At 66.7% G+C, this 14971-nt stretch carries 10 protein-coding genes and 2 tRNA genes; 6 read left to right on the top strand and 6 right to left on the bottom strand.

The window, feature by feature from the left end:
• Positions 1-84: 84 nt before the first annotated feature.
• A complete protein-coding gene (locus tag FDY95_RS05200) occupies positions 85-1869 on the top strand; it encodes an ABC transporter ATP-binding protein (RefSeq protein ID WP_138075664.1) in 1785 nt (594 codons plus the stop codon).
• Positions 1870-1876: 7 nt separating this feature from the next.
• Here the strand turns inward: FDY95_RS05200 and FDY95_RS05195 are convergent, their stop codons facing one another.
• The 3 genes from FDY95_RS05195 to FDY95_RS05185 form a co-directional block, all read right to left on the bottom strand.
• A complete protein-coding gene (locus FDY95_RS05195) occupies positions 1877-2356 on the bottom strand; it encodes a hypothetical protein (protein WP_138075663.1) in 480 nt (159 codons plus the stop codon).
• Positions 2357-2358: 2 nt separating this feature from the next.
• Entirely contained in the window at positions 2359-3495 is a 1137-nt protein-coding gene (locus tag FDY95_RS05190; protein WP_138075662.1) for an NAD(P)/FAD-dependent oxidoreductase, read from the bottom strand.
• Between the two features lie 80 nt (positions 3496-3575).
• Positions 3576-3947, bottom strand: coding sequence for a T9SS type A sorting domain-containing protein (locus FDY95_RS05185; RefSeq protein WP_138075661.1), 372 nt, complete (start codon positions 3945-3947; stop codon positions 3576-3578).
• Between the two features lie 218 nt (positions 3948-4165).
• On the opposite strand from FDY95_RS05185, the gene FDY95_RS05180 reads away from it, so the two are divergent.
• A tRNA-Pro gene (locus tag FDY95_RS05180) sits at positions 4166-4239 on the top strand.
• Positions 4240-4320: 81 nt separating this feature from the next.
• A tRNA-Pro gene (locus FDY95_RS05175) sits at positions 4321-4394 on the top strand.
• Between the two features lie 108 nt (positions 4395-4502).
• Here the strand turns inward: FDY95_RS05175 and thrC are convergent.
• Positions 4503-5816: a threonine synthase gene (gene thrC / locus FDY95_RS05170; RefSeq protein ID WP_138075660.1), complete on the bottom strand. Its 1314-nt coding sequence runs from the start codon at positions 5814-5816 to the stop codon at positions 4503-4505.
• Positions 5817-5965: 149 nt separating this feature from the next.
• On the bottom strand, positions 5966-6901 hold the full coding sequence (locus FDY95_RS05165; RefSeq protein ID WP_138075659.1) for a homoserine kinase: 936 nt from the start codon (positions 6899-6901) through the stop codon (positions 5966-5968).
• A gap of 293 nt (positions 6902-7194) precedes the next feature.
• On the opposite strand from FDY95_RS05165, the gene FDY95_RS05160 reads away from it, so the two are divergent.
• Positions 7195-10422, top strand: coding sequence for a reprolysin-like metallopeptidase (locus FDY95_RS05160; RefSeq protein ID WP_138075658.1), 3228 nt, complete (start codon positions 7195-7197; stop codon positions 10420-10422).
• Positions 10423-10543: 121 nt separating this feature from the next.
• Here the strand turns inward: FDY95_RS05160 and thrA are convergent, their stop codons facing one another.
• A complete protein-coding gene (thrA, locus tag FDY95_RS05155; protein WP_138075657.1) occupies positions 10544-12997 on the bottom strand; it encodes a bifunctional aspartate kinase/homoserine dehydrogenase I in 2454 nt (817 codons plus the stop codon).
• 342 nt (positions 12998-13339) lie between these two features.
• Between thrA and FDY95_RS05150 the strand changes: the two genes are divergently transcribed.
• Positions 13340-14068 carry a hypothetical protein gene (locus FDY95_RS05150; protein WP_138075656.1) on the top strand — a complete coding sequence of 243 codons (729 nt, stop codon included), beginning with the start codon at positions 13340-13342 and terminating at the stop codon, positions 14066-14068.
• 170 nt (positions 14069-14238) lie between these two features.
• Complete coding sequence (locus tag FDY95_RS05145) at positions 14239-14931, top strand: outer membrane protein (protein ID WP_138075655.1); 693 nt, start codon at positions 14239-14241, stop codon at positions 14929-14931.
• Positions 14932-14971 lie beyond the last annotated feature (40 nt).

Here is a 14971-nt window from a genome sequence, read left to right as displayed (position 1 = left end):
TTCGTAAGCCGGACAGCCCGCCCGCTTTATTGCCCCATTTTTTCGCCGCCGCCCGCCCTGCCGCCGGCCCTTCTCCCGCCCTCCGTGAAAGCACTCCGCGCCACCGATAAGTACCTGATTCGCTACAAGTGGCACTTCCTCGGCGGGGTGCTGTTCGTGGCCCTGAGCACCCTGCTGGCCATTTTTCCGGCCCAGGTGGTGCGCTACGCCTTCGACTTGGTGCAGGAGGGCATTGCCCTGTACCACCTCTTCGCCGGCACCCGGGCCCAGCAGGAAGTGTACTCGCTGTTCGGCCGCAACATCGTGCTCTACGGCACGCTCATCATCGTGCTGGCTTTGCTGCGCGGGGTGTTCCTGTTTTTCATGCGCCAGACGCTCATCGTGATGAGCCGGCATATCGAAAACGACCAGAAAAACGAAATCTATCAGCACTACCAGTCCCTGCCGCTGAGCTTCTACCGCCGCCACAGTACCGGCGACCTGATGTCCCGGATTTCGGAAGACGTGGGCCGGGTGCGTATGTACATCGGGCCGGCCATCATGTATTTCATGCAGCTGGTCATTTTGTTCCTGCTCATCGTGCCCTTGATGCTGGTTGTCAACGTGAAGCTCACGCTGCTCACGCTGCTGCCGCTGCCTGTTTTGAGCGTGAGCATCTTCTACGTCAACGGGCTGATTGAGAAGAAGTCCGACGACATTCAGAAGGCCCTGGCGGGCATGACCACCTTCGTGCAGGAGGCCTTTTCGGGCGTTCGGGTCATCAAGAGCTTCGTGCGGGAAGAGGACTCGCACCGCAACTTCACCACCGCCTCCGACGAGTACCGCGGCAAGTCGCTGAGTTTGAACTTCGTCAACTCGCTGTTCTTTCCGCTCATCATGTTCCTCTCGGGCATCAGCACCGTCGTCACGGTCTGGATTGGCGGGCAGGAAGTTATCCGCGGCACCATCACCACCGGCACCATTGCCGAGTTTTTGATCTACGTGAACCTGCTCACCTGGCCGGTGACGGCGCTGGGCTGGACCTCCTCCCTGGTGCAGCGCGCCGAGGCTTCGCAAGCCCGCATCAACGAGTTCCTGGACCAGAAAACCGACATCGTCTCCTTGAACAACGTGGAGCGGCCCATCGAGGGCGACATCGTGTTTGAGAACGTGTCGTTCGTGTACCCCGACACCGGCATCCAGGCCCTGCAGGACGTATCGTTCCGCATTCAGCCCGGGCACACGCTGGCCGTTATCGGCAACACCGGCTCGGGCAAAACGACGGTGGCCAACCTACTCTGCCGCCTCTACGACGTGTCGAGCGGCCGCATCCTCATCGACGGCGTGGACGTGCGCGACTACACGCTCACGTCCCTGCGCAGCCAGATCGGCTACGTGCCCCAGGACGTGTTCCTCTTCTCCGACACCATAGCCCGCAACATCGCCTTCGGCCTCGACCACAGCACCCAGGCGCAGATCGAGCAGGCCGCCAAGGACGCCGACGTGTACGAGAACATCATCCGCTTCCCCGAGGGCTTCGATACCAAGGTGGGCGAACGGGGCATCACCCTCTCGGGCGGGCAGAAGCAGCGCGTGAGCATTGCCCGGGCCCTCATCAAGGAGCCCAGCATCCTGATTCTGGACGACTCGCTTTCGGCCGTCGACACCAAGACCGAAAACGCCATCCTGGCCAGCCTGCAGCGCATCATGCTGAACCGCACCAGCCTCATCATCTCCCACCGCGTGTCGTCGGTGAAGCTGGCCGACCACATCCTGGTGCTCGACGACGGCCGCATCGTGCAGCACGGCACCCACGAGGCACTGATGGCCGAGCCCGAGGGCCTGTACCGCGCCCTCTACGAGCGGCAGCTGCAGAGCGAGGAAGCGTAGAGCTTCCTTAAAAATTCTCGCTGTTGCGGCACCAACGAAGTATCTGACCGCCCTCGGCTAGTTCAAACATGTAGTGCGTAGCACCGCCTACACCTCCGATAGACAGCTTGACGTAGTAGTTATGTTGCAATTGAGTAGCGGCATACACTACTACTAAGGGTCGTTTTTTGCGTATCCGGCAGCCCCGCCGGAGCTGCGGGCTATTCCATTGCAAGGGCACTGATGCTCCTACTGGTGTCGCTTCCGCTGCACTTTTGAGCCGTTCGGGCAGGTCTGCATCTTCCAGCCCGAAGCACGACAGCATATGGTCGAAGTGGGAAGGCCGCGGAGCTGTCTGGCCGCAAAAGGCCAGCGGGAAACGATACTCCGCCAGCTCTTTGTCCACAAAGAAATTCAGCGCGGCTTGTTCGTAGGCCGCCGATGCAGTTTGCGCCCGAAGCCCCAAGCACAGCAGTTGCAGCAATACGGCAAGAGCTATCTTTTTCATAACTAGCTCAATAACTCAGCTGCCCTTAATCCACTGCGCGCGCCCATTGCCACGCCCATGCCGTTGCAGCGCAGCGCCCCGTAGATGCCCGGCGCCAACTCGCCGATAAACGGCTCCAGTTCCTGCCCGAAGCCCATCACCCCACTCCAGCGGTGCTCAATGACCACGTCGCGGCCGGGCAGAATCACCTCGCGCAGCAGCTCTTCCAGATGCTGTTGCACCAGCGGCGTCAGGCCGGGCTCGGTGGTGGCTTCGGCGGCGAAGTCGAGGTGACGGCCGCCGCCGAGCAGCAGCCGCTGGCCGGGCAGGGGGCGGAAATAATAGTAGCCACGGTCGTAGTGGAAGGTGCCGGGCAGGTGCAGGCCGGGCACGGGCGCCGTCACCAGCACCTGCCCGCGGCCGGGCGTCACGTCGAGGTCAGGGAAAAACTGCCGGCTGAAGGCGTTGGTGGCCAGCAATACCCGCCCGGCTTCAAGCTCAGCCAGCGGGGTGCGCAGCTTTACTGATGCCGGGCCGCTTTCCAGCGCCTCGACGGGCACGCCGTGCAGCACCACCACTCCCTCCTGCCAGGCCAGGCGCAGCAGCGCGTGCATCATGCGGCCGGTGTCGAGGGCGCCTTCGGCCACGTTTTCGAGGATGCTGTGCACGCCCGCGAAGCCAAACTCGGCCCGGCGCTGGTCGGCCACCCGGAATATTTCCGGCTCGCCGATGATGGGTGCCAGCAGCTGGTTGTAGTAATCGAGTTGGGCGCGGCACGCGGCGGCCAGCGCGGCTTCCTCGTCGCGAAACAGCTCGAAGCCGCCCAGCGGCTCGTAGCTGATGGCCGCGTCGCCGAGCAGCTCCCGCAGCAGGCGCAGGCCCTCCCAGCGGTAGCGCACCACCGAGAGCAGGGCCGCGGTGCCACCGCGCTTTTCCTGCTCCATCAGCTCCGATACGCTGCCGAAGCAGGCGAAACCGGCGTTTTTGGTGCTGGCCCCGTTGGGCAGCACGTCGCGTTCCAGCACCAGCACCCGGGCCTGGGGTTGCTGCCGTTTGGTGAAGATGGCCGCCGTCAGTCCCACCAGCCCGCCGCCCACCACGGCCACGTCGAAGCCCTGCAGAAAGGACTGTTTTTCCCAGTAAGACAGCAGGTGGGGCATGGCGCAGCGGCAAGCAGGACAACAAAAAAGCCTCCCGGCCCAAAAGCCAGGAGGCGCAAAGTAACACAGCCGGCGCGGGCTTACTGGCCCAGCGTGACGCGGCGCATGAAGGTCTTATCGGCCACGGAGCAGCGCACCACGTAGCTGCCGTTGGGCAGGTTGCCCAGCGGCACCGACATGGCCGCGCCGGTAGCCGACAGCGCTTTGGTCAGCACCGGCCGGCCATCCGAGTCGTTGACTTCCAGTTGCATGGGGCCCTTGGCGTTGGTGCGCACCCGTAGGGTGTTGTTCACCGGGTTGGCCTCCACATTGAAAGTGATGTTGGGGCCATCCACCTTGGTTTGCTCCGAGCCGGCCGTAATCAGGGCCGTGGGCTTGTCGGTGGTGGCGGTCTGAGCCAGACCAAGGGTCGGCAGGGCCAGAAAAAATGCGGAGTAGAGAAACGCTTTCATAAGGTGGAAACGACGGCGTTTTTGACGGCGCTAAGATACGGGTTTCGCGGCGCTGGGCCGTGGTTATCAGTCCGCAACGCGCCCGCGCAGCGGTTCAAAACGCCCAACAGCCAATTTTCGTGCCCGAAACCGACTCCCTGCTCGCTGAAAAAAACTTCGGCCCGAGGTTGCGGCAATGTGAGAATAGCGTGTACATTTGCACCCACATTGTCCGAAAACGGGGTGTAGCGCAGCCCGGTAGCGCGCGTCGTTCGGGACGACGAGGCCGTAGGTTCGAATCCTGCCACCCCGACTCTCAGGAAGCAGCAGTTGTATACCAGCGACTGTTGCCGAGGACAATGTACCGGCGCCTTTCCCGAAAGGCGCCAACGCTCGGGGTGTAGCGTAGCCTGGTATCGCGCCAGCATGGGGTGCTGGAGGTCGCAGGTTCGAATCCTGCCACTCCGACAAAAGCCCGCCGACTGTAATAGGTCGGCGGGCTTTTTTGCGTTCGGGCCGGGCGCTTTGTCCCGATTTCGCGTCCTCTGACGGCACCTCCGATGGTTCAGCGACCTTTCAGGCTTCGCCCAGCAGGTAACGCTTAAAGGCTTCAAAATCAGCCGCTATCGGCGTTTGCTGCTCTTTCTGGCCGGCCAGCGCGGCGGCGGCGGACGGCACTTCGATGCGGGCCGCCACGTCGGCGGGGAAGACGTCGGGGAACTTGCAGGGGTGGGCCGTGGCCAGAAACACGCCGGCGGCAGATTCCTGCGGGTGCTCCTGTTGCCACTGCTGCCAAGCCCGCCAGGCTATGGCGGTGTGCGGGCACACCACGTAACCGTATTGGTCGAACACCTGCCGGATGGCGGCGCGGGTGTCGTCGTCGCTGAAGCTGTAGCCGGTGACGAGGTCGGTCAGGGCGGCGGGGTCGTGGCGGAACAGGTCGGCAATGCGGGCCCAGTTGCTGGGGTTGCCCACATCCATGGCGTTGGAGAGGGTGGCTACCGAGGGCTTGGGCTGGTAGTGGCCGGTGCGCAGGAAGGCGGGCACGGTGTCGTTGGCGTTGGTGGCGGCCAGAAACTGGCGCACCGGCAGGCCCATACGCCAGGCCAGCAGCCCGGCGCCGAGGTTGCCGAAGTTGCCGCTGGGCACCGCAAACACCACCTCGCTCCTGCCCTGCCGCCGCAGCTGGGCGTAGGCATTCACGTAGTAAAACGCCTGCGGAATCAGCCGGGCAATGTTGATGGAGTTGGCCGAGGTCAGCCGAAACCGCTCATTCAGCTCCGCGTCGCCGAAGGCCTGCTTCACCAGGGCCTGGCAGTCATCGAAGGTGCCGTCGACTTCCAGGGCGCGGATGTTGTGGCCGTTGGTGGTGAGCTGCCGGCGCTGGATGGGGCTGACCTTGCCGCGCGGGTACAGAATGGTGACGCGCACGCCCGGCACGCCCAGGAAGCCCAGGGCCACGGCCCCGCCGGTGTCGCCGGAGGTGGCCACCAGCACGTCGAGGGGCTGGCCGCCTTCCTGCCGCAGGAAGTAGCCCATCAGCCGGCTCATGAAGCGCGCCCCGAAGTCCTTGAATGCCAGGGAGGGGCCGTGAAACAGCTCCAGTACGTAGGTATCGGCGTCCAGCGCCACCACGGGGGCCGGGAAGTCGATGGCCTCATCGATGAGGCGGCGCAGGGCCTCGGCCGGCACGGCGTCCCGCAGCAGGGCGTGGGCCAGCTCGTAGGCCAGCTGCGGCAGGCTCAGGCTGGGCAGCCGCTCCCAGAAATCCGCCGGCAGCCGGGGAATATCCACGGGCAGGTACAGGCCGCGGTCGGCGGGCAGGCTGTTGAACAGGGCTTCGCGGAAGGGCACGCGCAGGGCGTGGTCGTTGGTGCTGTAAAGAAGCATTGGCGGCTGTTTTAGTCCGTCAGGTCGAGCGCAGTCGAGGCATCTCGCTGGATAGTAACCTGCTCGTTGAACATGATTTTACTATCTGGCATCAGCACGCGAGATGTCTCGACTGCGCTCGACATGACGACCTGACTATTCATTGTCAATTACAAAACCCGCGGCCCCTGCTGGTTGATGGCCGATACGTAGCCCTGGCTGCCCACGCCCAGGCTGGCCAGGTGCTGCCGTAGCTGTTCGGTGATGGCGGCGGCGGTGGCTTCGTCGGGGGCGAAGGCGAAGACCGAGGGGCCCGAGCCGGAAATGCCGAAGCCGATGGCACCGGCCTGCAGGGCCAGCTCGCGCAGGCGGTAGAAACCGGGGATGAGCATGGCGCGCACGGGCTCCACCAGCACGTCCTGCATGCTGCGGCCGATGAGGCCGATGTCGTTCAGAAACAGGCCGCTGACCAGGCCGGCCACGTTGCCCCACTGCGTGACGGCGTCCTTGAGCGACACCGTCTGGCGGATGAGCTGGCGGGCGTCGCGGGTGGGCACTTCCACGTGGGGGTACACGATGGCGCAGTGCAGCGCGGGCGCGGGCAGGCGCACCACGTCGAGGGGGGCGTAGCTGCGGATGAGCACCATGCCGCCGAGCAGGGCCGGGGCCACGTTGTCGGCGTGGCCGGCGCCGCAGGCCAGCTCCTCGCCCTGCATGGCGAAGGGCAGCAGCTCCAGCGCGCTGAGCGGGCGGCCCAGCAGCTCGTTGATGGCCCAGAGGCCCGCCACGGTGCTGGCCGCGCTGCTGCCCAGCCCGCTGCCGATGGGCATCTGCTTGTGCAGCTCGATGTCGACGCCTACCTCGTCTTCGCGGCCGAGGTGGCGCAGCAGCATTTGCACGCTGGCACTGACAGTGTTGCGCTCGGCAGCCAGGGGCAGGCGGCCCTCGTCGCCGCTGATGCGGGTGATGCGCACGCCGGGCGCGGGGCGGCGCGTCATCCGCACCTCGTCGCCGGGGCGCTCCACGGCAAAGCCCAGGATATCGAAGCCGCAGACGACGTTGGCCACGGTGGCAGGGGCGAATACGCGGACGGAATCAGCGGGCATAGGCAGCAATAGCGGTTGGCGGAACGGGTAAATATAGGCGGGCAGGGCACGGACCCAACCAATGCAGGCCGGGTTGACGAAAAGTGCTGCTAGCCATACCAACATGCCTAGCGTCTACCCAACGGAGGTAGCACCGGTAACGGACGCTAAATTTATCCTTCATCTCCCCTGCCTAAGTCAGGCCTATCCCGCCCCACCGCCCGCCCCGCGTAATTTCTTCCCCGCTATTACGCGGGAGCCAGTACCCCCAGCGCTTATATTTGACAATTCACACTCACTCAATCTCAACCAACTTGAAACACCGTTACCTGTCTGCCGCAGCCCGGCCCCTGCTGAGCGGGCTGGCGCTGCTGCTCTCGCTGGGCGGCGCCACGGCCCAGCAACGGGCGGCCACGACCCTGCTGCGCGACATCGAGCCCACGGCCTCGCCCCTGGCGGCGGCCCTGCAAAGCGCCCGCTCGCTGGCGCTGGACCCCGCCGCGGCCCGCGCCACGCTGGCCACAGCCCCGCCCGAAACCCGCGCCGGCGCCCAGCCGCTGGTGCTCAGCCTGCCTCTGCCCGACGGCCGCAGCCAGCGCTTCGCCGTGTGGCAGAGCAGCGTGATGGCGCCGGCCCTGGCTGCCCGCTACCCCGAAATTCAGACCTACACCGGCCGCGGCCTCGACGACGCGGGCGCGACCCTGCGCCTGGATTTGACGCCGGCCGGCTTCCACGCCCAGGTTCTTTCGCCCACGGAGGGCACCGTGTTCATCGAGCCGGCCCGCCGCGGCGACACCCAGCAGTACGTCAGCTTCAACAAGCGCGACGCCAAGGCCGGTGCCACCGGGCAAGGGGGCTGCGACTTCCAGCTCCCGGCCGCCAAGGCAGCCAGCCGCCAGGCAGCCGGGGGCCTTTCGACCGCCCTGCCGGCCTACAACGGCGCGGCGGCTCAGGTGGCCGGCGGCGGGCAGCTGCGCACCTACCGGGTGGCCGTGGCTACCACGGGTGAGTACGCTACCTTCCACGGCGGCACGGTTCCGCTCACGCTGGCGGCCATCGTGACGAGCATCAACCGCGTGGTGGGCGTGTACGAGAAGGAACTGGCCGTGCGGCTGGTGCTGGTCAGCAACACCGACCAGCTGATTTACCTCAACGCCACGACCGACCCGTACACCAACAACGACGGCTCGGCCATGCTGGGGCAGAACCAGACCACGGTGGACAACCTGATCGGCTCGGCCAACTACGACATCGGGCACGTGTTCAGCACCGGCGGCGGCGGCGTGGCCGGCTACGCGGTGGTGTGCAAAAACGGCAACAAGGCCCGCGGCGTGACCGGCAGCACCTCGCCGGTGGCCGACGCCTTCGACATCGACTACGTGGCCCACGAGATGGGGCACCAGTTCAGCGGCTCGCACCCCTTCAACGGCAACGCCGGCAGCTGCGGCGGCGGCAACCGCAGCGCCTCCACGGCCTGGGAGCCGGGCTCGGGCAGCTCCATCATGGCCTACGCGGGCATCTGCGGCACGGCCCAGAACCTGCAGCCCAACTCCGACCCCTACTTCCACGTGGGTAGCTTCGAGGAGATGCGCGCCTTTATCGTGACCACGCCCTGCGCGGTGGTATCGGCCTCCAACAACGCGGCCCCCGTGGTGAGCATTCCGGCCGCCAAGACGCTGCCCATCAGCACGCCCTTCAAGCTGACGGCCAGTGCTCAGGACATCGACGGCGACGCCTTGACCTACAGCTGGGAGGAAATCGACCGGGGCTCGGCCGGCTCGCCCACGGCGGCGCAAACGGCCAACAACAACGTGCCGCTGTTTCGCTCCTGGGTGCCCACGACTTCGCCCACGCGCTACTTCCCGCGCCTCTCCAACCTGGTGAACAACACCGTCGTTGTCGGCGAGCGGCTGCCCACCGTCACGCGGCGGCTGGTGTTTAAATGCACCGCCCGCGACCAGCACAGCGGCCCGCTGGGCGTTATCGGCGGCGTGGGCAGCAGCGACTCGCTGAAGCTCAGCGTAACGAGCACGGCCGGCCCCTTCGTGGTGACGGCGCCCACCGCGGCCGGCCTGACCTGGGCCGGTGGCACGACCCAAACCGTGACCTGGGACGTGGCCAACACCACGGCCGCGCCGGTGAGCTGCGCTACCGTCAACATCCGCCTGAGCACCGACGGCGGCCTGACCTACCCCACCTTCCTGGCCCGCGGCGTGGCCAACAACGGCACGGCCACCGTGACGGCCCCGAACGTGGCCACCACCACCGCCCGCCTCATGGTGGAAGCGGCCGACAACTACTTCTTCGACATTTCCAACGCCGACTTCGCCATCAGCACGGCCAGCCCCTGCGCCCCGGCCACGGCTCTGACTGTCAGCGGCATCAGCAACACGGGCGCCACGCTCAGCTTCACCACCGTCAGCGGCGCCACCCAGTACGTGGTGACGACCTCGCCCGCCACCACCACCCAGACGGTGACGGCCGGCCCGGTGACCTTCAGCGCCCTGACACCCGGCACCACCTACACGGTGCAGGTGGTGAGCAGCTGCGGCGCGGGCAGCAGCTCGGCGGCGGCCACGGTGAGCTTCACCACCACCGCGCCCGCGCCCTGCCTGGCGCCCTCAGAGCTGGCCGTGAGCAACATCACGCTGACCTCGGCCACGCTGAACTTCCTGGGCACGCCCGGCGGCGGCAGCTACACCATCAGCACGGTGCCGGCTACTACTACTCAGACGGTAACGGCTGGCCCGGTGACGCTGACCGGCCTCACGGCGGCCACCAACTACGTGGTGCGCGTGACGGGCACCTGCACCGCCGGCAGCACCTTCCCGACCACGGTGGTGAACTTCCGCACCCTCTCGCCGCCCCCGGCCAATGACCTCTGCGCCAACGCCGTGACCCTGACCTGCGGCGGCAGCGCCGTGACGGGCACCACCGAGGGCGCCACCATCACCGGCGACCCCACCGCCACCTGCGTGGAGACGGTGGACCAGGGCGGGGTGTTCTACCGCATCGTGGGCACCGGCGGCCTGATTACGCTGACCACCTGCAGCGCCACGACCAACTTCGACACCAAGCTGTTCGTCTTTACGGGCACCTGCGGCAACTACACCTGCGTGACCGGCAACGACGACGCCAGCGGCCCCTCCTGCAGCGCCAACAGCGTGGCTTCGCGGGTGAGCTTCACCTCCACTGCCGGCACTTCCTACCTGGTGATGGTATCGGGCTGGGATGATGAAGTGGGCAACTTCGCGCTGAGCTACACCTGCGGCCCGGTGGCTGCCCGCGAAGCCGCCGCCACCGCCTTCCAGGTGTGGCCCAACCCGGCCGGCGCCCAGGCCGCCTTCCACGTCACGCTGCCCGCCCCCGCGCCGGCCGCCACTGCCACCCTGCGCAACGTGCTGGGTCAGCAGGTGGCCGAGCGCCGCTTCAGCGGCACGGCGGCGGAGGTGAGCACCGCCGGGTTGGCCCCGGGCACCTACCTGCTCACGGTGCAGGTGGCCGGCCAGGCCCCGGCCGTGCGCCGCGTGGTGGTAGAATAAGCCTAAGCCAAGCTGCCGAAAAGGCCAGCGTCGTCTGACGCTGGCCTTTTCTGTTATAGGTCGAACCTAAATACCGACCTAGCCCGAAGCCACAGATGCGCCAGTTCGGAACCAGATGAGTTTACCGCGTGCCCACGTTCACTAGGTCGGCAAAGACGCCGGCGGCGGTGACTTCGGCGCCGGCCCCGGGGCCTTTCACCACCAGGGGCCGCTCCTTGTAGCGCCCGGTGGTGAAGGAAATGACGTTGTCGGCGCCGGAGAGCTGGTAGAAGGGGTGCTGCTCGTCGACCATCTGCAGGCTGATGCGGGCCCGGCCGTCTTCGAGCTGGCCGATGTAGCGCAGCACCTGGCCGGCGGCGGCGGCGCGGTCTTTCAGCTCCGCGAAATAGGCTTCGTGGGCCCGCAGCTGCTCGTAGAACGCCGCCACCGTGGGCGCCTGCAGGCAGGCGGCGGGCAGCATGGGCTCGATGACGACGTCATCGGGCTCCAGCGGGTGGCCGGCGTCGCGGGCCAGGATGAGCATCTTGCGCATGAAGTCGCGGCCGTTGAGGTCGTCGCGCGGGTCGGGCTCGGTGTAGCCGCGCTGCTGGGCCTCGCGCACGATGTCGTGGAAGGAGGCCGCGCCGCGGAAGTTGTTGAAGATAAACGAAATGGTACCCGACAGAATGGCCTCGATGCGCTCCACCCGGTCGCCGGAGGTGCGCAGGTCGCGCAGGGTGCGGATGATGGGCAGGCCCGCGCCCACGTTGGTTTCGTAGTAGAAGTCGGCGCCGTGCTGGCGGGCGGCGTCGCGCAGCTCGCGGTACTGCTGGTAGGGGCCGGAGTTGGCTATTTTGTTGCACGTCACCACCGAGATGCTGTGGCGCAGCGCGTCGGCGTAGTGCGCGGCCGGCTCGGGGGCGGCGGTGTTGTCGATGAGCACGCAGTTGGGCAGGTTCAGCTGCTTCATGCGGGCCACGAAGCGGGCGAGGTCGGCGGGCTCGGAGTGGCCGTTATCGAGGGCCGCCTCCCAGCCGTCGAGGGGCAGGCCGCCCGGGTCGATGACCATGCGGCGCGAGTTGCTCAGGCCCACTACGCGCACCTGCACGCCGTTTTGCTCGCGCAGGAAGTCCTGGTGGGCGTGCAGTTGCCCGAGCAGGGTGCGGCCGATGTTGCCGGTGCCCAGCGCGAAGACGTGCAGGGTCTTGGTCAGCTCCACGAAGAAGGCATCGTGCACCGCGTTCAGGGCCTTGGCCAGGTCGGCCCGCCCGATGATGACCGAAATGTTGTACTCCGACGAGCCCTGGGCAATGGCCCGCACGTTGACGCCGTTGCGGCCCAGGGCCTGAAACAGCTTGCCGGCAATGCCCGGCGTCTGCTTCATGTTTTCGCCCACGATGGCCAGCACCGCCAGATCCTGCTCGATGCCGGGCAGCTCCAGCTTGCGGGCCTGCAGCTCCAGCTCAAACTCCTGCCCGATCAGCTCCCGGGCCCGCACCGCGTCGTGGGGCGCCACCGCGAAGGTGATGCTGTGCTCCGACGAGGCCTGGGTGATGAGGATGACGTTGATCTGCTCCCGGGCCAGCAGCGAAAACAGCCGCCCGCTGAAGCCCGCCTTGCCCACCATGCCCGAGCCCTCCACGTTGATGACGCTGATGTCGTTGATGCTCGATATGCCTTTGATGGGCAGCGCCGAGGGCTGGCAGTCGTGGCGAATGGTGGTACCGGCAAATTCCAGGTCGAAGGTGTTCCGGATGACGATGGGAATGCGGCGCATGAAGGCCGGAATCATCGTGGGCGGGTAGATGACCTTGGCCCCGAAGTACGACAGCTCCATGGCCTCGGTGTAGCTCAGCTCGGGCAGCGAAAACGCCTTTTTCACCATGCGCGGATCGGCCGTCATCATGCCGTTCACGTCGGTCCAGATCTGGATTTCCCGCGCCCCCAGCGCCGCCCCGAGGATGGCGGCAGTATAGTCGGAGCCGCCGCGGCCCAGGGTGGTGACGCGGCCCTGGGCATTGCGGGCAATGAAGCCGGTGACGAACAGCAGCCGGCCCGGGTGCTCCCCCACGAAGCCCCTGATGAGCTGCTCGGTCAGCTCGGTATCCACCCGCGCCTGCCCGTAGTGCGCGTCGGTGCGGATCAGCTCGGTGGCCTCCACGCACAGCGCCTCGGGGAAGCGCCCCGCGGCCAAGGCGCTGACCAGGAAGGTAGCGCACCGCTCGCCGTAGCTCAGCACCCGGTCCAGGGTCTGCGGCGTCAGCTCGCGCAGGCTGCTGATGCCGTGCAGCAGGTCCTCCAACTCGTTGAAGAGCAGCTTCAGGCGCGTGAGCACCGGGTTTTGGCGGGCCGCGTCGAGCAGGGACTTCACCACCCCGAAGTGGCGGTTTTCCAGCTCCATCAGGAAGGTGGTGACGGGCCGGCCGGCGGCGGCTTCCTCGGCGGCGGCCAGCAGCAGGTTGGTCACCCCGCTCATGGCCGAGAGGACGACGACGGGCCGCTCGCCGCGGGCTACTTCCCGGGCTACCACCTCGAGCAGGGTGCTGATGCTGGCCACGGAGCCGACGGACGTGCCGCCGAATTTGAGAATGTTCATGGGTGCGGGCATAAAAAACGCCTTCCCGAGCGGCGGGAAGGCGTTGGCTGAATGATGCGAAACCGGGTTGATTAGCCCCTCGTGCGCGCGCCGCCGACCCACCCGTGGCGGGCGGTTGTAGTCGTCGTGGCGGTTGTGGTCAGGCCGAAGCGCATGGCTGAGAGTGAGGGCGTTGGGCTAAAGAAAGGCAGCCGCTGGTGGATACGCAAATTTTTTGCGGCCCGGGGCAACGAATAAATAACAGCGGAACACTATTTGATGCTACTGCACGGCCCCGGTCAGCGCGGTTTGCGCGGGCTGCGGTCTATTTTTTATCTTCTCCCCACTCTTATCATCAGCTCCATGAAAACAACCCTACTCGCGCTGCTACTGGCCGCCCTGGCCTGGAGCCAGCCCGCTGCCGCCCAGCGCGGTGCCCGTTGCGTACCCTACGCGGCCGTTTATCCGTGGGTGTACGTGGCCGGCAGCCACCACGCCTGCCCCGACACCGTGGACCGGCCCTTCGTGCCCAGCCGCTGGGGCCTGTTCTTCGGCCTGTCGGCCCTGAGCAGCCCGCGCACCGGCTTCGGCGGGGCCGAGGTGGCCGGTAGCTACCGCGTAGGGCCGCGCCTGCAGGCCAGCCTGGCCGGCACCGTAGCCATTCCGATGCGCATCGGCTCCAGCCTGGGCGTGGCGGACGTGCGCAAGCCCATGCTCGGGCTCTACAGCCTCAGCGCCCGGGCCAACGCGTTTCTGGTCGACAACGCCCGCTTCCGCGCCGGCCTGCTCGGCGGCCTCGGCGCGGGCGTAGCCACCCTGGCCGACCGCAGCCAGCAGGTAACCGAGCGGGGCCAGCAAAGCTGCGGCTGCGAGCCGGAAACCCACGCCAAAACCGTGGCTACCTCGGTGGGACTGGTGGGCCTGGCCGGGGCCGCGGCCACCTACAAGCTACGCCCCGACCTCTGGCTGACGGCCCACGCCTACTACCAGCAGTGGGCCGGCGCCACGCGCTTCGGCCGGCAGGCCGACCTCTCGCCCTGGGTGCTGAGCGTGGGCCTCACCATGCCCGACGCGTGGCGGGCGGCCCGGTAAGTCCGCACCCCACTCACCTGATGATTGATCATTTGCCCGCGGCCCGCTGTTCGGCCGCGGGCAATTTTATGTCGGAATCCGCCGTTCCGGAACCCGGACGGGCTTAGCACAGCGCCGCTTTTCGCTAAGTTTGCCGCAGTTTTTATCAACCGTGCTCCTCTGAGCTAGTCATGAAATATCTTTTTCTGGGAGGCCTGCTGCTGAGTGCGGCCGCGGCCCAGGCGCAGATCAGCGCCGACACCCGCCTGCTCAGCGCCGATGCGGGCTACAGCCAAACCTCGCGGCGGCAGCAGCTGCTGCCCGACAACAACACCAAGTACCTCGTTGGGCAAAGCACCGAGGTGCCGCTGCAGCTCACTGGCGGCTACTTCGTGGCCGAAAACCTAATGGTGGGCCTGCAGGCCGGCTACACCCAGAGGTGGGAAAAGGCGCCCACTTACGCCACGTCGTTTACCGGCAACACTGTCAGCAAGCTGCACGACAACGAAACCACGTCGCACACCTTCTCGGTGGGCCCGGCGGCGCGGTACTACCGGTTCTTCGGGCCGCAGCTGGCGCTGTATGGCCAGCTGGGTGCCGGCTACCAGCGCCAGCACGCCGAGCGGCTGGAGAGCAACAACTCGTATCAGCCGCCGGTGCAGAAGGCCGAAGGCAGCGGCTATTACGCGGGCCTGGCACCGGGCCTGGCGTATTTCCCCATTCCGCGGCTGGCGCTGGAGCTGAACCTGCGCGGCCTGAGCTATTCCCGCCTCGAGTTGGAATCCAAGGACACGCGCAGCAAAACCACCTACCGCAACTTCGATGCGGGCCTGCGCCTGCGCGACCTGCGCGTGGGGTTGTCCCTGTACCTGGGGCGGCAGTAGCGCCCATTTTTTCGTCAATTCCTGCTTAGCAGCTCATCCC

The organism is Hymenobacter jeollabukensis, from assembly GCF_005771675.1.
Taxonomy (GTDB): Bacteria; Bacteroidota; Bacteroidia; order Cytophagales; family Hymenobacteraceae; genus Solirubrum; species Solirubrum jeollabukense.
This window is presented reverse-complemented; position numbering and strand designations above follow the sequence as displayed.